Annotated in this window: 19 protein-coding genes; 9 read left to right on the plus strand and 10 right to left on the minus strand. The window is 62.5% G+C overall.

Annotation, left to right across the window (positions count from 1 at the left end; all coding sequences use genetic code 11):
- The first annotated feature begins 1 nt into the window (after window position 1).
- Genes C7G61_RS04815 through C7G61_RS04825 form a run of 3 tightly spaced genes read left to right on the plus strand, consistent with a single transcriptional unit; the run spans window position 2 to window position 3,332 of the window.
- Complete coding sequence (locus C7G61_RS04815) at window positions 2–937, plus strand: 2-hydroxyacid dehydrogenase (RefSeq protein WP_108512957.1); 936 nt, start codon at window positions 2–4, stop codon at window positions 935–937.
- A 9-nt stretch (window positions 938–946) separates the two neighbouring features.
- Window positions 947–2,023, plus strand: a complete 1,077-nt coding sequence (locus C7G61_RS04820) for a phosphotransferase (RefSeq protein ID WP_108512958.1) — start codon at window positions 947–949, stop codon at window positions 2,021–2,023.
- A gap of 4 nt (window positions 2,024–2,027) precedes the next feature.
- The gene (locus tag C7G61_RS04825) at window positions 2,028–3,332 is read left to right on the plus strand and encodes an aspartate aminotransferase family protein (protein WP_202975751.1); all 1,305 of its coding nucleotides are present in this window, start codon (window positions 2,028–2,030) and stop codon (window positions 3,330–3,332) included.
- 17 nt (window positions 3,333–3,349) lie between these two features.
- Here the strand turns inward: C7G61_RS04825 and C7G61_RS04830 are convergent, their stop codons facing one another.
- The 4 genes from C7G61_RS04830 to C7G61_RS04845 all read right to left on the minus strand — a co-directional run bounded on the left by C7G61_RS04830 (window position 3,350) and on the right by C7G61_RS04845 (window position 8,387).
- The gene (locus C7G61_RS04830; protein WP_108512960.1) at window positions 3,350–4,975 is read right to left on the minus strand and encodes an amidohydrolase family protein; all 1,626 of its coding nucleotides are present in this window, start codon (window positions 4,973–4,975) and stop codon (window positions 3,350–3,352) included.
- Window positions 4,976–5,022: 47 nt separating this feature from the next.
- Window positions 5,023–5,880: a uracil-DNA glycosylase family protein gene (locus C7G61_RS04835; RefSeq protein WP_108512961.1), complete on the minus strand. Its 858-nt coding sequence runs from the start codon at window positions 5,878–5,880 to the stop codon at window positions 5,023–5,025.
- Window positions 5,881–6,431: 551 nt separating this feature from the next.
- Window positions 6,432–7,310, minus strand: a complete 879-nt coding sequence (locus C7G61_RS04840; protein ID WP_108512962.1) for an alpha/beta fold hydrolase — start codon at window positions 7,308–7,310, stop codon at window positions 6,432–6,434.
- A gap of 27 nt (window positions 7,311–7,337) precedes the next feature.
- The gene (locus tag C7G61_RS04845) at window positions 7,338–8,387 is read right to left on the minus strand and encodes a hydroxyacid dehydrogenase (RefSeq protein ID WP_108512963.1); all 1,050 of its coding nucleotides are present in this window, start codon (window positions 8,385–8,387) and stop codon (window positions 7,338–7,340) included.
- A 323-nt stretch (window positions 8,388–8,710) separates the two neighbouring features.
- On the opposite strand from C7G61_RS04845, the gene C7G61_RS04850 reads away from it, so the two are divergent.
- From C7G61_RS04850 to C7G61_RS04860, 3 genes are all read left to right on the plus strand, one after another.
- Complete coding sequence (locus tag C7G61_RS04850) at window positions 8,711–9,265, plus strand: thiamine pyrophosphate-binding protein (protein ID WP_108512964.1); 555 nt, start codon at window positions 8,711–8,713, stop codon at window positions 9,263–9,265.
- A gap of 8 nt (window positions 9,266–9,273) precedes the next feature.
- On the plus strand, window positions 9,274–9,882 hold the full coding sequence (locus tag C7G61_RS04855) for a thiamine pyrophosphate-dependent enzyme (protein ID WP_108512965.1): 609 nt from the start codon (window positions 9,274–9,276) through the stop codon (window positions 9,880–9,882).
- A gap of 75 nt (window positions 9,883–9,957) precedes the next feature.
- Complete coding sequence (locus C7G61_RS04860; RefSeq protein ID WP_108512966.1) at window positions 9,958–10,311, plus strand: VanZ family protein; 354 nt, start codon at window positions 9,958–9,960, stop codon at window positions 10,309–10,311.
- Window positions 10,312–10,393: 82 nt separating this feature from the next.
- On the opposite strand, the gene C7G61_RS04865 is transcribed toward C7G61_RS04860, so the two are convergent.
- From C7G61_RS04865 to gcl, 4 genes are all read right to left on the minus strand, one after another.
- Window positions 10,394–10,777, minus strand: coding sequence for a DUF1236 domain-containing protein (locus C7G61_RS04865; RefSeq protein ID WP_108512967.1), 384 nt, complete (start codon window positions 10,775–10,777; stop codon window positions 10,394–10,396).
- Between the two features lie 132 nt (window positions 10,778–10,909).
- Window positions 10,910–11,797, minus strand: a complete 888-nt coding sequence (locus tag C7G61_RS04870) for a 2-hydroxy-3-oxopropionate reductase (protein ID WP_108512968.1) — start codon at window positions 11,795–11,797, stop codon at window positions 10,910–10,912.
- 34 nt (window positions 11,798–11,831) lie between these two features.
- On the minus strand, window positions 11,832–12,617 hold the full coding sequence (gene hyi, locus C7G61_RS04875; protein WP_108512969.1) for a hydroxypyruvate isomerase: 786 nt from the start codon (window positions 12,615–12,617) through the stop codon (window positions 11,832–11,834).
- Window positions 12,618–12,634: 17 nt separating this feature from the next.
- Window positions 12,635–14,434 carry a glyoxylate carboligase gene (gene gcl / locus C7G61_RS04880; protein ID WP_108512970.1) on the minus strand — a complete coding sequence of 600 codons (1,800 nt, stop codon included), beginning with the start codon at window positions 14,432–14,434 and terminating at the stop codon, window positions 12,635–12,637.
- A gap of 375 nt (window positions 14,435–14,809) precedes the next feature.
- Here gcl and C7G61_RS04885 point away from each other — a divergent pair, with 375 nt between their 5' ends.
- Together C7G61_RS04885 and C7G61_RS04890 are read left to right on the plus strand one after the other, a co-directional pair.
- Window positions 14,810–15,901 (plus strand): tetratricopeptide repeat protein, encoded by a 1,092-nt coding sequence (locus tag C7G61_RS04885; protein ID WP_190241668.1) that lies wholly within the window; start codon window positions 14,810–14,812, stop codon window positions 15,899–15,901.
- Between the two features lie 110 nt (window positions 15,902–16,011).
- A complete protein-coding gene (locus C7G61_RS04890) occupies window positions 16,012–17,025 on the plus strand; it encodes an N-acetylmuramoyl-L-alanine amidase family protein (RefSeq protein WP_244608129.1) in 1,014 nt (337 codons plus the stop codon).
- Window positions 17,026–17,070: 45 nt separating this feature from the next.
- Here C7G61_RS04890 and C7G61_RS04895 read toward each other — a convergent pair whose 3' ends face one another.
- A complete protein-coding gene (locus C7G61_RS04895) occupies window positions 17,071–18,087 on the minus strand; it encodes a hypothetical protein (protein ID WP_420836740.1) in 1,017 nt (338 codons plus the stop codon).
- Between the two features lie 345 nt (window positions 18,088–18,432).
- Here C7G61_RS04895 and tenA point away from each other — a divergent pair, with 345 nt between their 5' ends.
- Entirely contained in the window at window positions 18,433–19,101 is a 669-nt protein-coding gene (tenA, locus tag C7G61_RS04900; protein WP_108512973.1) for a thiaminase II, read from the plus strand.
- A gap of 69 nt (window positions 19,102–19,170) precedes the next feature.
- Here tenA and C7G61_RS04905 read toward each other — a convergent pair whose 3' ends face one another.
- A complete protein-coding gene (locus C7G61_RS04905) occupies window positions 19,171–20,232 on the minus strand; it encodes a ketopantoate reductase family protein (protein ID WP_190241669.1) in 1,062 nt (353 codons plus the stop codon).
- Window positions 20,233–20,247: the final 15 nt, after the last annotated feature.

The following is a 20,247-nucleotide window of genomic DNA, read 5'->3' on the forward strand; positions in this document are numbered from 1 at the left end:
GATGCGCTGCGTCCTGGTTAGCAAGAGCCTCGATCTTCGCGGCTATCTCGGCCCGCAATTCATGCGCGCCGCCGACCGCATCGAAATCATCAGCCATCCGCACGAGGGGCCGGCAACGGACGTCCGGCTGGCGGTGGCCTGGCACCCGCCGGATGACGCATTTGAGCACTATCCCAATCTGCAGGCGGTCTGCTCGATCGGCGCCGGTGTCGACAACATTTTGGCGTGCCCCAGCCTGCGCCCCGATGTCGACGTGATCCGTGTCGTCGACCCCGCGCAGGCGCAGATGATGTCGGGCTTCGTTGCCTGGCACGTCATCGGGCATCAGCGGCGCTTTGCGACCTATCAGGCCCAGCAGCGCGAGGAACGCTGGCAGCGTCTCGCCCTGCGCCGGGCGCAGGATGTGCCGGTCGGGATTCTCGGCTTTGGCGAGATTGGCCGCAAGGTCGCCGCCGATCTGGCGTTACTTGGTTTCCCGGTGATGACGTGGAGCCGGACCGCAAAGCCGACGCCGCAAGGCATCACCGGCTTCGACGGCGCCGCAGGTCTTGATGCCATGCTCGGCCAGACCGAGGTTCTCGTGAACCTGCTGCCGCTGACGCCGGAGACAAAGGGCATCCTCAATCGGGGGACATTTGCCCGAATGTATCGCGGCGGCTACCTGATCCAGGTCGGCCGCGGCGAGCATCTGGTCGAAGCCGATCTGGTCGCTGCGCTGGAGAGCGGCCAGCTTGCCGGCGCCGCGCTCGATGTGTTCTCGACAGAGCCGCTGGCCCCGCGGCATCCGTTCTGGCGACATCCCAACATCGTCGTCACGCCGCATGATGCCTGCGAAGTCAGCATGGAAGCGATCGGGGCGACGTTTCGCGCAACGGCGGAAGCGATACGCGCCGGCCGGCGACCACCGCACTCCATCGACCGCGAACGCGGCTACTGAGCGACAGCCATGGATATTTTCGTACCGGACCCGTCGCCTGCGACTGTTGCCGCTCACCCGATCGATACCCTCCGCGCCGCATCCGCCGTCCCGGAAGCGCTGGCCCAAAGGCTGGCGGCCGAGCACTACGGCCTGATCGCCGCCGTGCACCGGCTCGACAGTGAGCGCGACCAGAACTTTCGGCTGCGCTCGCTGAGCGGCCGCGAGTATGTCCTGAAGATTGCGAACCCTGCGGAAGACCGCGCGGTGACCAACCTGCAGACGGAGGCGCTGCTCCACCTCGCTGCCGCCGACCCCGGCCTCCCGGTCCCGTGCATCTTTCCGGCGCGGAACGGCATGACGGAGCTTGATATTGCCTTCGAAGACGGCTCGAGCCGGGTCGTGCGCCTGTTGTCGTATCTGGCGGGAACCCCGATGCATGCGGCCGCGGGGTCGACGGTGCTGCGGCGCGATCTCGGTCGCTGCGCCGCAAGGCTCGCACGGGGTCTTTCCGATTTCAGCCACAGCGCCGCCAATCACAAACTGCTCTGGGACCTTCAGCATGCCGCCGAACTCCGTCCGCTGATCGACGCCGTCCCGGGCGAGCGACGCGGCCTGATCGAGGACGTTCTCGCCGGCTTCGAGACCTGCGCGCTGCCGATGCTTCCGCAATTGCCGAACCAGCCCGTCCATAACGACCTCAACCCGCACAACGTCGTCGTCGACCCCGAAACCCATGCCGTCGTTGCCGGGATCATCGATTTCGGCGACCTCACCTGCACGGCGCGGGTCAACGACCTTGCGATCACGGCGGCATATCAGGTTGCCGATGACGACGATCCCCTTGCACCGGCTTGCGAGATGATCGCGGCCTACCATGCCGTGCTGCCGCTCGAACCGGCCGAGTTCAGCGTGCTGTTCGACCTGATCGCCACGCGCATGGCCATGACGATCGTGATCAGCAGTTGGCGAGCCGCCCGTTATCCTGCTAACCGGAACTACATTCTGCGCAACAATGCCGCGGCCTGGGCGCGGCTGCGGCGCGTGGCGACACTGTCGCGAGACCAGGCCACACTTCAGATCCAACGCGCATGCCATGTGGGGTAGAGAGATGTCCGCCGCCGATGAGGCCGTTTCGGCACAAGACCTGATCGCGCGGCGAAACCGGCTGCTCGGTCCGGCTTACCGGCTGTTCTACGACCAGCCGGTGCAGTTCGTCCGCGGCGAAGGCGTCTGGCTCCATGACGCTGCCGGACATCGCTATCTGGACGCCTACAACAACGTCGCATCCGTCGGGCACTGTCACCCGCATGTCGTGCAGGCGATCGCACGGCAGGCTGCTCTGCTCAACACCCATACGCGCTACCTGCATGAGACCGTGCTCGACTTCGCGGAAAAACTGCTCAGCACCTTTCCGGCCGAGATCGGTCACGTCATGTTCACCTGCACCGGCAGCGAGGCCAACGACCTCGCCTTGCGCGTCGCACGAACCTGCACCGGCGGCACCGGCTTCATCGTCACCGCAAACGCCTATCACGGCGTCACCAGCGCGCTGGCTGAGCTATCTCCCTCGCTCGGACTTCCGCTTCCGGAAGGAAGCCACGTGCGCCTCGTGCCGGCGCCCTCCTCGGCCGCCGATGCCGGTGATGTCTTTGCGCATCACGTTCGAGCGGCATTGGACGACATGAAGAAGAGCGGCATCCGTCCGGCCGCGCTTCTGGTCGATACCATTTTTTCCAGTGACGGCGTGTTCGCCGACCCGCCCGGCTTTCTGCGACCGGCGGTCGAAGCCGTGCGGAAGGAAGGCGCACTGTTCATCGCCGACGAGGTGCAGCCCGGCTTCGGCCGCTGCGGCGGGCAGATGTGGGGCTTTGCCCGCCACGGCCTCGTCCCCGATCTCGTCACCATGGGCAAGCCCATGGGCAACGGCCATCCGGTTGCCGGGATGGCAGCACGCCCTGAGCTGCTGGCAGAGTTTGGCCGGCGGTCGCGCTACTTCAACACCTTCGGTGGCAACCCGGTGTCCGCCGCCGCCGGCATTGCGGTGCTCGACGTGATCGAATCCGAAGGGTTGATGCAGAACGCGCAACGCACCGGTGCGTATCTGATCGAATCGCTGGGCCAGCTACAGGCGAGACACGACCTGATCACCGAAATCCGGGGCGCGGGGCTGTTCGTGGGCGTTGAACTGCGGCGCGGCGGCGCTACCAGAGCGCCCGCCACAACTGAAGCCACCCGCGTCGTGAACCTGCTGCGTGAACTACGCGTGCTGGTCAGTTCGGCCGGACCGCACGGCAACGTGCTCAAGATCCGGCCACCACTGGTGTTCGGTACGGATCATGCCGACCTGCTCGTCGACAGCCTCGATCAGGCGTTGGTCAGACTGAGGCGGACGTCAGCGGAGCAAATGACGTAAGGGTGCGGATCGCGTGGCTAGTAGAATGATCTCAGCCCCGCTGCCCCCTTCAGGAACGCCGGCAAATGCGGAATTGAGTCGAGCGTATCGAAATAGCGCGCGTCTCCGACGATCGTGAGGGCGTCAAGTTCGAGCGACTTGATCGGCGGCAGCGCGGCTAAAGGCGCGATCACGTCGTTTTCTGGCTCAATGTCAAGTTCGAGTTCAATCGTATCTTGCACAGCGCCTAACGGAGGGGCCAGGCTGCGAGACACTGCCCGCTCCAAATCAGACATCTCGTCACGAAGAGCCTCAGTTGCCTTTGCCAGGGTGACGCCATTCAATGGCGAGGTCGGGTGATTGAGATTTAGTCTCTTCGCCCGCCCGTCGACCCGTAGCGGTTCCGTTTCGGCCTGTGCCAGCCCGGCCGTCCCGACCAAGGCCTCGTCGCCGTACCGGACATGGCCAGCGATCACAACGAGGCGAATGTCCCTCTCGGTGGCAGCAACGAGATTGTCGTAAGGGTCGGGCTTGTCGGCGTCGAGAACGAGAAGATCGGCATATTTGCCGTCCTCGATACTGCCGAGCTTGTCGCCCCAGCCCGCCGAGCGGGCGGCGACGATGGTTACGGCCTCCGCGAGTTTCCGCGCACTGACGTTGCCATTCGGCGTGTTGCGGCCGACCAGCGTTGCAACTTTCATCTCCAACAACAGGTTGCGGCTGCCCGAAGGCGTCCAGTCGCTTCCGAGCGAGAACGGCGCTCCCGATTGCAGCAGACTCTTTACTTCAAGCGTCTTTCCGTACAGCAGAAGATTGCTGAGCGGCGACCAGACGACCCGGGTGTTCGCCTCCGCCAGCCTGGCAAAATCAGGAGGCTCCAGGCCAGCACAATGGATGGTGACCAGATTGTTGGCGAAGAGCTGCTCGCGCTTCAACAGTTCGAATTGCGCGCGAGCGACCAAATCCCTTCCTTCCGCAAGGTGGAAGAAGAACGGTTTTCCGGACTGGACCGTTCGGCGGAACTTGTCGATTTCAGCAGGCTCGTCTTCAAGGTCGGTGATCTTGTGCTTGGCCGACGGCAACTCGCGATCGGCCGGAACCTCGAAATTGCGCACGATGCCCTGAAAATACGGCACGCCGCCAAAGGTGCTATGCATTCCCTGGCCCGACGTAACGCCACCGACAAGAAGCTTGGTCTCGACGTATCGCACGATCGACTTAATCAGGTCGGGCCGCCGCCGAGTCAATGTCCCCATCGGCGTGTTAACGAAGCGCCGGTAGTCGGGAAGCTTCAGCCAGTCGTTGCGGTTGCCGAATGCCCTCGGCGGAATCCAGAGCGGCAGGATGTTGTAGGCGAGATGATTGTGGAGGTCGAGCAAGCCGGGATAGATCACCCCGCCGGTTTCGATGCGCGGCGCGCCCTCGAAGCCTGCCGGCGACGGATCACCCCGCTTGCGCACGGCGACAATCAGGCCCTTGTTTAGATAGAGCACACCATCGTCGATTGCTTCGCCGTGCATGGGCACGATCTTGCCGAACATGACCATCGCAGACGCAGAAGGAGCTGCAGCATCGAACGGAACAATGTCGGAACGTGCGGCGGGGTCCGGTCCTGCGGCAACGCTGGCCGCTTCTCCTGTCGTCTTTCCCGTGAAGTCGGTCATGTTCAAACCTCCACCGCCCTGGTGCGGAATGGCACCGCGAGCATCAATCACCACCGGATCGGCGCAGCTCCCATATTGGCAAGACGCGCGTTGACCTCGTGAAATGGATTCGGGCCGCTCAGGAAATCGTTCGATGCGGGATGCGAAAGCCGCACCTCGTCCACGCGCGTGCGCCAGACGCCCGTCTGCTCGGCGATCTCCCGAATTCGCACCTTGTCGGCAACGCGCTGCGCCGGCGTGCCGAGCAGCAAGAATACGACGTGCCCGGTCGTGCGCTGCGCGAGCGTGCTCAACACCTTGCCGATGATCGGCGACCAGAGCGGGATGTGACCGAATAATTGCTCAGGCGCCCCACCGGGCAGGTAGCGGGTAATGGTCAGGCTCGCATTCAGGAACAACAGCCCTTCCTGTTCATGCAAGCGATCAAACAGTTCTCGCGGCGATCCGAAATAGAGTTCGCCGTTCGCGATCGCCGAACGAAGCGTGTGCCAGCCGTTTGCCAAGGTAAACCTCGTGCTGGCGGTCCTCTCATTCGCAATCATCTGCAGCAACCGCTTCAGGCTGGTTGCAACACCGGCCTGATCCCAGCCGGCCAGGTCTCCCTGCTCGAAAGACCGCCCGGTTGCACGCGAGATCAGCGGATAAGGATCCTGCCCCACTAGGACGCAGCGAATATCTTCCGGCATCGTGGCGTCGAACGCGCGAAATACATGGGCGTCGGGCCGCGCTCCCGCCAGCGGGGAGACACGCCGCGACGGGTAGATCGGTTGCTCTACAGTGAACGTGAGATCGGCGCGGATGTCGGCGAAGGCCGGATCAATATCCTGCAACACCGACCGCCACGCCGCTGATAGGTCGGCTCGCCAGTCGGTCAGGAATTCCGTCATTGCGGCGCGCAGCAGCATCACCCGTTCTCCGGGACTGCAGGTCTTGGCGCACCGGATCCGGGCACCTCTGCCAGAATGTCGCAGACGAACATGCGCCCCCTCACTCCCGCACGAGGGCAGATTACGTCATCACGTCACTCAAGGCGAGTAATCTAGTTCACAATCAACCGGGCGCTTAGTTGATTTTTCCAAGGGCGCGAGCGCGTTCGCAGAGCAGCCGCGAACCGTCACTTCGCTCAAGAGAATCCAATCTTCAGTTGGTAGACGCCTAGGCGCCCGCGGCCGGCAGGCTGGCGGCGGCGATGGCGACGATATGGGCCAGCCGGCGTCCGATCCGGGACGGGGCGTTGCGGAGAAATGAACGAACCTGTCGCATCTGACATCTTCCATGGGCGCCGGTGGAACAAGGCGCACCACGAAAATGGTCCTAAGCCGCCAACTAGTCGAGATGTCGGGGAAAATAGCAATGCGCGCTTCGTCCTGAGGCTGATCGGCAGTGGATTTATTGCCCCGGTCGACCTGCCGGCGGCAAAATTCTTCCCCCCGGATTTTGGCTCATAGCCCGGTGGTCACCGTGCTTGAGCAGGCTGCGGCGCATCAAGAAACCGCCGCAACGACGCGAGGACTTCATCGAGCCGGTCATGATGAAGCCAATGTCCGGCGCCTGCGAGCTTCTGCAGTTCGGCCTGCCTGAAATGCGCGAGCAGGCCGGCGGCCTCGGGGTCGGGAAGAAAGCTTTCGTCACCCCACATCAACAGGGTCGGACAGGTGATGCGCGACCACAAGGCGGCATATTCGTCCGATGACAGCCGATACGGCGCCCTCGCCCGCTGATAATGGTCGAACCTCCAGCGATAGAGACCGTCGGCATCCTGCCGAACGCCGTGGCGGGCAAGATGAAGCGCCAGCGTTGGTGTCAGCCGCTTGTTGCGCGCCGACAACCGCGTCGCCGCTTCCTCGATCGTCCGGAACGCGCTGGGTTCGCGCTCGGAGATGCGATCGAGTTGGTCGATCCATCGCGACATCTGCTCGTGAATCGGTGTGCGTCGGGAGCCTGACAGAAAGGCTCCGTCCAGCACGGCAAGGCGCGATACCCGATCCGGATAGGTTCCGGCATAGGCGAGCGAGATCATTCCGCCCAGCGAATGACCAACGATGGCGGGATCCCGCAGCTCCGTGAAGTGGATCAAGCGGCTGAGGTCATAGACATGATCGACCAGACTATAGCTGCTTCCCTTTGCCCAATCGGAATCGCCGTGGCCGCGCAGATCCGGGGCGATGATATGGAAATGCGGTTGCAATTCGCGCGCGATCGCATCCCAGTTGCGGCAATGATCGAGCCCGCCATGGACCAGGATTAGGGGCGGCGCGGCTTCATTGCCCCAGTCGACATAGTGCAGCCGCAGCCCCTGGGACTCATAAAAGCGGTCTGCCGGTTCGGCCGTCATGGAATCGTCTCTCGCTGACGTGATGGCCTATTTCGGCGCAAATCCGAACGTGCGCTCGAAGCGCTTGACGTAATCGGGCCACACCTCGGGATTGACGATGCGCGGCGGCAGCCTGCCATCCAGCGCATCGAGAATCTGCTCGGCAGCGATCTTGCCCATGTTCATGCGCGCTTCCTTGGTGACGCCTGCCGTGTGCGGGCTCGCCAGCACATTGTCGAACTGCAGCAGCGGATGCTCCGGCGGCGGCGGCTCCTTGTCCCAGACGTCGAGACCTGCGCCCGCAATCCGCTTGTCGCGCAACGCCTCGTACAGCGCTTCCTCATCGTGAATGAAGCCGCGCGCCGTGGTGATGAAAAAGGCGTGCGGCTGCATCAGCGCGAATTCGCGGGCGCCGATCATGCGGCGATTGTCCTTGGTCAGCGGACAGGAAATCGAGACGAAGTCCGAGCGGCGCATCAGATCGTGAAGCTCGACCTTCTCGCCGCCCCGCGCGGCGATTTCTTCCGCGGTCAGAAAGGGATCGTAGGCGATCACCTTCATATGCAGCAGGCCATTGCACAGCTCCGCGATGCGGCGGCCGACATTGCCGATGCCGACGATGCCGATGGTCTTGCCCTGCGCCTCGTTGCCGATCAGCGCGTTGCGATTGACGTTGGCCTCTCGGCGCAGCGCGCGGTCGGACTCGAGAATGCGCTTGGACAGCGTCAGCAGCATGCCGAGCGCATGCTCGGCGACCGAGTTGGCGTTGCCGCCGGATTGATTGACGACGAGCACCCCCGCCGCCGTGCAGGCATCGACATCAACGGGATCAAAACCCGCGCCGTTCGAGGACACGATCAGGAGGTTCGGCGCCCGCTTCAGCAAATCCTTGTCAACATGGAAATGCCTGGCGATCTCGTCGCGCGCCGCTCCGACCTGATAGGCATGCGCCGCCGCCAAAATTGGCGCTGCAATCGTATCGGGGCTTTCGTTTTCCAGCCGGTCCAGCCGCACGTCGGCGCGCGCTTTCAGGATGTCGATGTAGATCTCGTGAGCGAGATATTTGACGTAGAACACGCGCTTGTTGTTGACGGTCATTTTCCTTGGCAACTTTCAGTTCGAAGAGCGTAGGGCTTGACTGGTTTGGCGGGAGGGCCGCTGGCGGCCATGGTCAGTAACAAGTCTCAGTGGAAGCGCCCGCAGCGCGGCAGCCGCGTTGGCAGCATTTCGGATATATCCAGCCATTGCCCCTCCCGGCATCTCTTCTTGCTTATCTCATATCGCCGCATACCCGATGTAGAGGCGCGCGGCGCAGAGCAGGATACGATCGGAACATGTTGACAATCTCGCCGATGGCGTCAAGTTTCGCCGCTCCAAGAATGAAAGCCGACGAATAATCGGCGCGGATGAGGGAGACCAAAATGGCGGTTGTGGAGGAAAAAACCTCGCCCGAAACCTCTGAGAAGAGCTGGCACGGCATCGTGCTGCAAACCCTCAAGCGCAACGATATCCGCCTGGTCCCCTACGTGCCCGACCGCGTCCTGACGACGCTGATCAGGAATCTGCACGCCGATCCCTTTTTCACGACCTTCCCCACCGCGCGCGAGGAGGAAGCGGTCGGCATCGTCTCCGGCGCCTGGATGGGCGGCATGCGCGGCGCGGTGCTGATGCAGACGTCCGGGTTTGCCACGCTCGCGAACGTGCTGGCGTCGCTGGCGATCCCCTATCAGATCCCGCTGATCATGTTCGTGTCCGAGCGCGGCACGCTCGGCGAGTTCAATTACGGCCAGTCGCTGGTGTGCCGCACCATGCGCCCCGTGCTGGATTCGCTCGCAATGGAGCACCACACCGCCACACGTCTCGACGAGTTCGAATTCATCGTCGACCGCTCCATCAAGCAGGCCATCACCACGCAGGCGCCGGTCGCGCTGATCCTCTCGCCGCTTCTGACCGGCGGCAAGGTCTTCGACAAGTGAGCGATCCCATGAACAGCGACACCTCTGCCCGCAATACCAAGGTCATGAACCGCTTCGATCTCACCTCGCGGCTGATCGCGAAATTGAAGCACGAGGAAGCCGTGATCGGCGGCATCGGCAATACCAATTTCGACCTGTGGGCCGCCGGCCACCGGCCGCAGAATTTCTACATGCTCGGCAGCATGGGCCTTGCCTTCCCGATCGCGCTCGGCGTAGCGCTGGCGCAACCGGACCGCCGGGTGTTTGCGCTCGAAGGCGACGGCTCGCTGTTGATGCAACTCGGGTCGCTCTCGACCATTGCGACGCTGGCGCCGAAAAACCTCACCATGGTGGTGATGGACAACGGCATCTATCAGATCACCGGCGCGCAACCGACGCCAGGCGCCACTGTTGCCGACGTCGTCGCCATCGCCATCGCGAGCGGGCTCACCCACTCCAGCTGGGCGGCGGATGAAGACGATTTCGAGCGGCTGATCGAACAATCCATGTCGGCCGCAGGCCCGACGCTGATCGGCGTGCGTATCGACGACAAGCCGGGCCTTGGCACCACCCGCCGCGATCCCGTGCAGATCCGGGAACGCTTCATGCACGGTATGGGCGTACGGGAGCCGCTCTGAGGCGAATTAACCACAGGCATCGCCAATTCGCATGCACGGGAATATCCGGCACATAATTCGTGCTATGCGGTCCCGATGACGATCATCCTTCGATTATTCGCCTGGGGCCTTGCCGCAGCCATCGCGTTCGCCACCCTCGGGCCGGCGGAACAGCGGCCCCATTCAAACCTCGGACAAAACGGAGAGCACGCGCTTGCCTTCGTGCTGCTGGGACTGGCTTTCGGACTGGCCTACACGCGCGCTCCATCGCGCACGGCCGCCCTCGTCATCGCCTTCACAGGTCTGATCGAAGTGCTGCAGTTCCTGGCGCCCGGCCGGCACGCACGCCTGGAAGATTTTTTGGTCGACGCGCTGGCGGCATCGCTCGGCCTTGTGGCTGCTGCGGCTCTCGACTGGACGATCAGGCGAACCCAGCGATCGTTGCCCTAGCCCCCGTCGCAAAAAATCCTCGCACAAAAAATCCTCGCGGGACAACGCCCCGCGAGGATTAATCCTGGAAACGCGGTCTTCGTTAGTCGAGGATCCTGACGACCCTGCGCGTGCGCGGCTCCACGATCACACGGCGATCGTTGACGACCGCATAGCGGTATTCCGTGTATCGCGGTACCGGTCTCAACGCGACGGTCGGGGGCAACGGCTCGCCCACCACCACCTGCTCACGAACCACGACAGAACGGTCACGCGGGATCGAGGTGATTACGGCGTTCGGAATTTCCACGGCTGCGCCGACCGCGGCACCCACGGTGCCGCCGACGATCGCGCCGAGCGGGCCACCTACTTCGCCGCCCCTCGCGGCGCCCTCCGCCGCACCTTGGGCGGTAGTCGACTGGGCAAATGCCGCGCCTGGGACCAGCAGCGAGGCGGCAATCAACGAAACAGCCAAACGATTATTCATCACATCCTCCAGTGAATTGATGATGCGTCTCAACCACTGGAAGCGAGAGAATGTTCCGGTTCCAATGCGGCAGCAAAAAGGGCCGCGCCGAAATTTCGACGCGGTTCCAGTCACAGGGGAGTTCCAGATAATTCAGCCTTTTGCGACCTGATGGTTCGCCATCATCTCCAGCGCACGCACCATGCCCGAATGGTCCCACGCCTTGCCGCCATGGGCGGTACACGAACTGAACAATTGCTGAGCGACCGCCGTGCTGGGTAAGGAAATGCCGAGCGCACGCGCGCCCTCCAGCGCCAGGTTGAGATCCTTCTGGTGCAGTTCGATGCGAAAGCCCGGTTCGAAGTTGCGCTTCACCATGCGCTCGCCATGCACTTCGAGAATTCGCGACGACGCAAAGCCGCCCATCAGCGCCTGCCGCACCAGCGCCGGATCCGCGCCTGCCTTCGACGCGAACAACAGCGCTTCGCCGACCGCCTCGATCGTCAGCGCCACGATGATCTGGTTGGCAACCTTGGTGGTCTGCCCGTCGCCATTGCCGCCGACGAGGGTGACGTTCTTGCCCATCTTGTCGAACACCGGCTTCATGGTGTTGAACGCGCGCTCCGGCCCGCCCACCATGATGGTCAGGCTCGCCGCCTTGGCGCCGACCTCGCCACCGGAAACCGGCGCGTCGAGATAATCGGCGCCGAGCGCCTCTACTTTCTTTGCAAACTCCTTGGTCGCCAGCGGCGAGATCGAACTCATGTCGACGACGATCTGCCCCTTGGAGAGCCCGGCCGCGACGCCGTCCGGCCCAAACAACACCGCTTCCACATGCGGCGTATCCGGCACCATGATGATGACGGCGTCGGCCCTCTCGGCGACTTCCTTGCCGGACTTGCAGACCACACCACCGGCAGCGACCAGCTCCGGCGCAATCGGCCCTACATCGTGCAGAAACAGGCGGTGGTCAGCGGCCTGAAGATGGCCCGCCATCGGGCGCCCCATGGTGCCGAGGCCGATAAAGCCGATATCGATCATTTCAAACTCCCCTTTGTCTTTTCTTGTTTCTTGTTCAAGTGTCGGCCGTCAGCGCGGCGTGCCAACCGAGGCCCTCGACTGTCGTCGTCCTCGGCTTGTATTCGCACCCGACCCAACCGCGATAACCAATAGCGTCGAGATGGCGGAACAGGAAGGGATAGTTGATCTCGCCGGTGCCCGGCTCATTGCGGCCGGGATTATCAGCGAGCTGGACATGGGCGATGCGGGCCAAGTGCTTTTGCAAGGTGCGCGCAATGTCGCCCTCCATCACCTGCATGTGGTAGATGTCGTACTGCACGAACAGGTTGCTCGAACGTACGTCCGCAATGAGCTGAAGCGCCTGCTCGGTCCGGTTCAGAAAGAAGCCGGGGATGTCGATCGTGTTGATCGGCTCGATCAGGAGCTTGATCCCTTCCCTCGCGAGCGCATCCGCTGCGAAACGCAGATTCCCCACCAGCACCTCGTTCAAATCGATCCTGTCCACACCGTCAGGCGCGATACCGACCAGGCAGTTGAGCTGACGGCAATCGAGCGCCTTGGCGTAATCGATGGCGCGCGCGACACCGTCGCGAAACTCCTCGACCCTGTCGGGCAGGATCGCGATGCCCCGCTCACCCGCCGCCCAGTTGCCCGCGGGAAGATTATGCAGCACCTGGGTCAGCCCGTGCTGGTGCAATTGCTCGCGCAGCTCGGCCTTGTCGAAATCATACGGGAATAGATATTCCACCCCGCTGAAGCCGGCCGACTTGGCGGCGGCGAAGCGATCGAGGAACGGCAACTCGCCGAACAGCATGGTGAGATTGGCGGCAAATTTTGGCACGATCTACTCTCCTCGATTTATGCCGGCAGCAGCTTGCCGGATTGCGGCGCGCTCGACTTGGCGGGTGTGTCGTCCAGCGGTAGATCGAGCACCTCCTCGAATTCGACGATGTTGTCGATCTCGGTGCCCATCGAGATGTTGGTCACCCGTTCGAGAATGAACTCGACCACAACAGGCACCTTGAACTCCGCCATCCATTCCCGAGCTGTCGCGAACGCCGCTTGCGCATGGTTCGGGTCGGTGACGCGGATCGCCTTGCAGCCCAGCCCCTCGGCCACCGCGACGTGGTCCACGCCGTAGACCCCGAGCTCGGGGGCGTTGATGTTCTCGAAGGAAAGCTGGACGTGGTAGTCCATGTCGAAGCCGCGCTGCGCCTGGCGGATCAGTCCGAGATAGGAGTTGTTCACGACGACGTGGATGTAGGGCAGCTTGAACTGCGCGCCGACCGCGAGTTCCTCGATCAGGAACTGGAAATCGTAATCCCCCGACAGCGCGACGATGTTGCGGCTTGGATCGGCCGCGCGCACGCCAAGCGCCGCCGGCAGTGTCCAGCCGAGCGGACCGGCTTGCCCTGCATTGATCCAGTTGCGCGGGCCGTAGACGCCGAGAAACTGCGCGCCGGCGATCTGCGACAGGCCGATCACGCTGACGTAGCAGGTATCGCGCCCGAACGCCTTGCTCATCTCTTCATAGACGCGCTGCGGCTTGATCGGCATGTCGTCGAAATGACTCTTGCGCAGCATCGTGCGCTTGCGGTCCTGGCACGCCGCCGGCCACGCCTGCCGCTCCCGCAGCTTGCCGGCCTTACGCCACTCCCTGGCCACCGCGACGAACAATTCCAGCGCCGCCTTGGCGTCGGACACGATGCCGAAATCGGGATTGAAGACGCGCCCGATCTGCGTCGGCTCGATATCGACATGCACGAACGTCCGACCCTTGGTGTAGGTCTCGATCGAACCGGTGTGCCGGTTGGCCCAACGGTTGCCGATCCCAAGCACGAAGTCGGATTGCAGCATGGTCGCGTTGCCGTAGCGGTGGCTGGTCTGCAGGCCGACCATGCCCGCCATCAGCACGTGATCATCGGGAATGGCGCCCCACCCCATCAGCGTCGGCACCACCGGAACGTTGACGGTCTCGGCGAACGCCACGAGCAACTCCGATGCGTCGGCATTGATGACGCCACCGCCCGCGACGATCAGCGGCCGCTCCGCCGCGTTGAGCATCTCGAGCGCCTTTTCGATCTGCTTGCGCGTCGCTACAGGCTTGTAGACCGGCAGCGGCTCATAAGTCTCGTCGTCGAATTCGATTTCCGCAAGCTGCACGTCGAGCGGCAGGTCGATCAGGACCGGCCCCGGGCGCCCGGAGCGCATGATATGAAACGCCTGGCTGAACACGCGCGGCACCAGCGCCGGTTCGCGCACGGTGACCGCCCATTTCGTCACGGGCTTGGCGATGGATTCGATATCGATGGCCTGAAAGTCTTCCTTGTAAAGCCGTGCGCGCGGCGCCTGCCCGGTGATACAGAGGATCGGAATGGAGTCCGCGATCGCCGAATAGAGTCCGGTGATCATGTCGGTGCCGGCCGGCCCCGATGTGCCGATGCAGACGCCGATATTGCCCGCCCCGGCGCGGGTATAGCCCTCGGCCATGTGGGAGGCGCCCTCGACATGGCGCGCCAGGATGTGCCCGATCGAGCCGCGCTTCTTCAGCGCGGAATACAACGGATTGATCGCCGCTCCGGGAACCCCGAAGGCGATGGTCACGCCTTCCTTTTCCAGGATCCGTACGGCCGCATCGATCGCTCGCATCTTCGCCATGTTGCGCCTCGCTCAAGGGTGTGGCTCTGGCAGCGATCTTCGCGACAGCGACACGCGATCTCAACGCGGGTGATTTTATTTCCCGCGGAGTGGAAGGGATCGACGAAAGTTACGATAAATCAATTGGTTATTGCCATCACGAGATGGAAACGCCGCGCATCGAAAGTTTCGCTGTACAGACAAGCCAACCGGTTTGCTTCGCAACAATACATGCTAACGTTGCATCAGGGTCGGTTGAAGAAATTGCGAATGTTTTGGTTTGGAAGTCGTGCAGTGGTCCGTTCATACGCGGACAAAAGGTTGTGGCGTTCGCATCGCTGGCGTTCCCACCAAACGGCCACCCTCGGGCCACTGGCCTTCGCACTGTCGGCATGCTTGACCATCCTGGCTGGAACGGGGGAGCTCGCCCGGGCGGAGGATCCGCTGTCAGGCAAAATCCTTTCGGCCTGCCGCGTTCCGCCGCGCGCAGCGTACGGCGAAATCCGGAAGCCATCGCCCGAAACCAAGAAAGGCTACCCTTTCATCCTGGCCGCAACCCGCTTCAAGTTCACGGGCGATTACGACCGCGCCATCGAACAGATTGATCAGGCCATCAAGGCCGATCCAGCAAACCCGCGCTTCTATGGTGAACGAGGCATCGCCCGCGGGGCCAACCACCAGTTCAGGGAAGCCGTTGAGGACCTCGATCATGCAATAAGCCTCGATCCCGGCTCCTCTGTCGCCTTTCTCGAACGAGGGGTGCTCTACGCGGGCATGAGTGAATTCGGCCATGCCATTGAAGATTACGACGAAGCCATCAAGCTCTTTCCCGCCAACGCCCGTGGCTACCTGCTCCGCGGTATTGTCTACCTCGACAAACGCGAATACGACCGGGCTATCGAGGATTTCGACCAGTCGATCAAATTGGATCCGCTCTGCCCGTCCGGCTTCAATGCCAGAGGCTTCGCCTACGATCTGAAAGGCCAGCGTGATCGCGCCACGGCAGACTACGACCGGGCGATTGAACTTGATCCGGATCCCGGGAATGCCTTCGCTTTCGTGCGTCGTGCCTCAGCCTTCCAGGCCAAACGTGATTATGACCGCGCCATCCAGGACCTTGGACAAGCGTTGAAACTCGAGCCCAGAAATGCCCGCGCGCTGAACAACCGCTGTTTCATCCGCGCACTTGCCGGCGCATTCGACAGCGCCCTCGCCGATTGCAATGAGGCATTACTGATACGACCTCGCGATCCCAGCCTTCTCGATAGCCGCGCGCTCGCCTATCTCGGGAAAGGATCGCTCGACGACTCCCTCGCCGACTATGATGCCGTGCTTCGTATCAACGCGAGAAAAGCCGTCTCGCTGTATGGGCGCGGGCTCGTCAAACGACGGAAGGGTGACATTGCGGGAAGCGAGGCCGATATCGCGACAGCGCTGGCCATCCGCCCGGGCGTGGCCGACTACATGGCGCAATACGGCATCAAGTGACGGCTTTCGTCCACGCCAACCCCACCTTGCTCCACGCCAGCACCTTGACATGACCCCTTCCGCTATCGCGACCTGAGCTGCTATAATGGCCCTTCGGGAGGGGGGCGAACATGAAGCGCCGCGGGTTCATTTGTGTTCTCGGCAGTATCGCTTCGGGATTTTGGCCCCGCCGCCGCACCATAATCGCCGCGATGGCCGCAATGGTGCTTCTGCCGATCGAGGTCAGCGATGCCGGCTGGCTGTCGGATCTCTTCAAATCAAAGCAGGCCAAGTCGACAAAACAAGCCAAATCGCCAAAGTACGTCACTTCGCGCAAGCCTGCCGCTTTGGCGAGGCGTGCCGTCTCGCCAAAGCCCCGCAACGTAAAGCTTGCCGCCCTGGGGCCGGTCGGCTTGCCCCCTACCGCTTTGAAACCGGTCGCGACCCGTTGCGATCCCGCAAAGTTCCGGATCGTTCTGGACGTGGGACATACCGCCGAATCGGAAGGCGCGATCAGCGCCCGCAACGTCTCCGAGTTTGCCTTCAATCTGCGCCTTGCGAAGCAGATTGAGGAGAAGTTGAAGGCCGAAGGTTTTGCCGAGACCAGATTGCTTCTGACCGAAGGCAAGGCCAGGCGCAGCCTCGTCAAACGCGTCGACGCCGCCAATAATCTGCACGCGGATCTCTTCCTGTCGATCCACCATGACTCCGTGCCCAACAAGTTCCTCGAGGACTGGGAGTTCGAGGGAAAGAAAAGCCGTTTCAGCGATCGCTTCAGCGGATATTCCGTCTTCGTCTCCCGCAGGAATCCGGACTTCAAGACAAGCTTCGCCTTCGCCGAACTTATCGGCAAGGAAATGAAGGCCCAGGGCCTTGAGTATGCCAAGCAATACACGCAAGCCATCATGGGCCGCTACCAGCGTCCGCTGCTGAACAAGGAAACCGGCGTCTACCGCTACGATGAGCTCATCGTGCTGAGAAAGACGCAGATGGCTGCCGCCCTGCTGGAGGCGGGCTCGATCATCAACCGGGACGAAGAGCTCAAGATGAGTTCACCTGAACGCCGGGACATCATCAGCAGCGGCGTCACAGCGGCGGTGAAGGAGTTCTGCGAGCCTCGATGGGGCATCCTCGGTCCGCTCTGATGGCGGGGTGGCGGCCCGCCTCGCATTCGCTCCGGCCTGCCGACTTCAACCCTTTGACCGCGCCTTGATCTTGTCGAATTCGGCAAGCGCCCGTTCAAACTTGTCGTTGAAGAGCCACATCGCATCGAGGATTTCGCGGAAGGTTGCAGATGTTTTGGCCCTGTCAGCCTGTCCAAAGGTGAAAACGCTGTTGTTTCGCAGGTATCCCATGATTGTCGGGTCAGAAATTCTATAGTTGAGCAGGTTGCTTGACTTGAGTGCGGACTTCGTTGGACTCGGAATAATCTGGATCAGTTCGAACAGCTTCATCTGATCGATCGGATCTGGCAGTGTTTTCACGATCGACGGGACTTGCGGGAAAATATCCGCGTGCGCGTTCATCAGGCCATCGCGCACGGCGGTCCAGTGGTTATACCGGTGATCCAGATTGCCGACCCGTGCCTCTTCCTTGTCGTCGCGAAGGCTGAGTGCAGGATCAAGGGCTGCTATCGACTTTTTTATCGCCGCCCATTTCTTTCGCCCATTTTGATCTTCGGGTACGCCTGTTTGCAGACTTCCCTTGTATTTATTCGAGCGCGCATTCCCGATGTTTTGATTGCCATTTGTCTCGGCAAAGAACAGCCCCAGGCTGATGCGTCCTGCCGCTTCGGCATTGGCCGGATCAAGGCCCCTGGCTCGCGCAATGGCCGTGCCCAGATCGACGACGTCCTTGAATGGGGTATCTGATTTTTGCGCGTTGACGGGCGGCGCCTGCATCAGGTCGAAAAGTCTCCTGTACTCGTCGAGCAGCGGTTCATTGTCGGCGCTAAAGTACGCCGGAGGGATTCCGTATTTATTGGGCCCGCCAATTTTGGACGGAAGCGCGTCGGTGAGATCTTTGTACGCGCTCATCATGTTGTTGCGTGCAAGGTAGAGCGCCTGTCCCGGCAGGTTCGGTAGCGGTTGCCTGGAATTGATCTGCGCGCGCCGCTGGCCCAGGATCGCCTCAAAGTGGCTTCGTGAATTATTGTATTTATCGAGCGCCTCCGATTGCTTTTTCGTGAGTGCGGCCGGCTCGCCCATTGCAGGCGACGTCAAGCCGAGATTGCCGATGACGGCCGCGACCAGCGACACGACCGTGCAGAGTCCGAGAGCAAGCGCTGCCGTGGGCGCAGCGGTATGGCTTTTTATCCCCATGGCGATTTCCCATGCCCAAATTTCATCGGATACGACTCATTGGATCGTAAACAACGAACGCGCGGCTTGGCGAGGCCGAAGCTCCAGATCCGATCCAATGTTCATTTCCGGCATTTTCCTGACTGCACGGTATCCACTTCGCCCGAAAACGCGATAGCCTTCCTCCGGGGTGCGCCAAGGCAATCCTTGAAACGAAGGCACTCCCTTGAAACGAAAGGCCGGCGAAAGATCATGGGTTTCTTCGAGCGACTGAAGACAGCAGCATCCGCCGAGTGGCGGGCCTATACCGAGCACCCCTTCACGGAGGGGCTGGCAGACGGTTCGCTTACCGAGGCGGCGTTTCGTCACTACCTCGTCCAGGATTACCTGTTCCTCATCGAGTTTGCCCGCGCCTACGCGCTCTCCGTCTACAAGTCGCCCACGCTCGCTGACATGCGTGAAGCGGCGTCCGGCCTCTCGGCCATTCTCGACGTCGAGATGAACCTGCACGTAAAACTCTGCGCCGGCTGGGGTCTGTCGGCCACCGACCTTGAACAAGCCCCTCCGGCCGTCGAGATGCTGGCCTATACCCGCTACGTGCTCGACGCTGGAATGCGCGGCGATCTGCTGGCGCTGAAGGTGACGCTCGCTCCTTGCGTGATCGGCTACGCCGAGATCGCGACGCGGCTTGCCGCGCGGCCCAATGCGCTCGCCGCGACAAACCCGTATAGCGTCTGGATCGCCGAGTATGCCGGGGGCCCCTATCAGGAAGTCGCGGCAAAAGCCCGGGCGCACCTCGAAGGTCTCGCCGATCTCTACGCCACGCCGGCCCGCGAGGCAGAGCTGATCGCGATCTTCAAGGAAGCCACAAGGCTCGAAGCCGACTTCTGGGAAATGGGATGGCGCGTGGGCAAGCGCTGAAGCGTCACTGACCGGTCCCGGGTCAGAAAGCTTTGGGAATATCGTTGCCCCGCAACGGCGCGAAGCCGCTTAGTTCATCCGCAGTTCCGTGATGTGCCGCGGATCCGGGCTCAGCTCACCGCGCTCCACGCGCTTGACGATATCGGTCAGCGCGGCATTGGCGGCGCAGGAAATGCCGATCTTCTCGCCCTCGCGCACCACAAGGCCGTTGAGGAATTCGATCTCCGTGCGCCGGCCCTTCTGCATGTCCTGCCCCATCGAGGGGCGCTGCTGCGAGGAAGTCCGTTTGCCGTCCTTGAAACGCTGCTCGTCGCAGGCGCGCATCGCCGCCTCGTCGCCTTCGCCGGCGCGCGCGATCGTCTCGGGCGGCAGGTGCAAAATCTCTTCCAGTTGGTAGCCCTGCGCCTGGCCGACGCGGATCGCTTCGCTGCCGAGCCGCGTGGAGAAACGGCGTAGCGGCTCGCTTTGCAAAATTTCGCCGCCCGGCAGGCCGGTGCAGGCGGAGAGCCCGTTGCCCATGACGTTGGCGACCAGTTTCGACCAGCGCTCGCCCCAGAGATTGTCCGTCACCTTGGCGCTGTCGGAGTAGCCGACCAGGCGGCAGATTTCTTGCGCCCGCGGCGTGATACGGCCATGCACTTCGCCCGCGCGAAACACCGTATGCGCCGCCCCGCCCTTGCCGGCGCCGCGGTGGATATGACCGGGCTCCGGCAGGTTCACGGTGATGCTGCTGGCAATGCAGCCCAGCGTCTTGCCCCAGCCGACGATCCCGGCAATCGTCTCCTCGTTCATGCAGTTCTGCAGCGACACGACATAGCCGTCCGGCGCCAGATATTGCCGGATCAGCATGGTGGCCCACGCAGTGTCGTAGGATTTCATGCAGACGAAGGCGATTTCGACCGGCTTCTCCTTGGCGAGCTGCTGCGCGTCGGTGACGTGGAGCGCGCGCACCGGCACCGAGAATTCCGCGACGTCCATGGCGTGGGTGACGCGCAGCCCGTGCTTCCTCATGTGCTCGACATGCTCGGGCCAGGGATCGATGAACGTGACATCCTCACCCGCCTGCGCCATATGGGCACCGGCATATCCGCCGACGGCGCCCGCTCCGACGATCGCGATCTTCCGGCCCATGATTTCCCCCTGCAT

Source organism: Bradyrhizobium algeriense (assembly GCF_003062295.1).
Taxonomy (GTDB): domain Bacteria; phylum Pseudomonadota; class Alphaproteobacteria; order Rhizobiales; family Xanthobacteraceae; genus Bradyrhizobium; species Bradyrhizobium algeriense.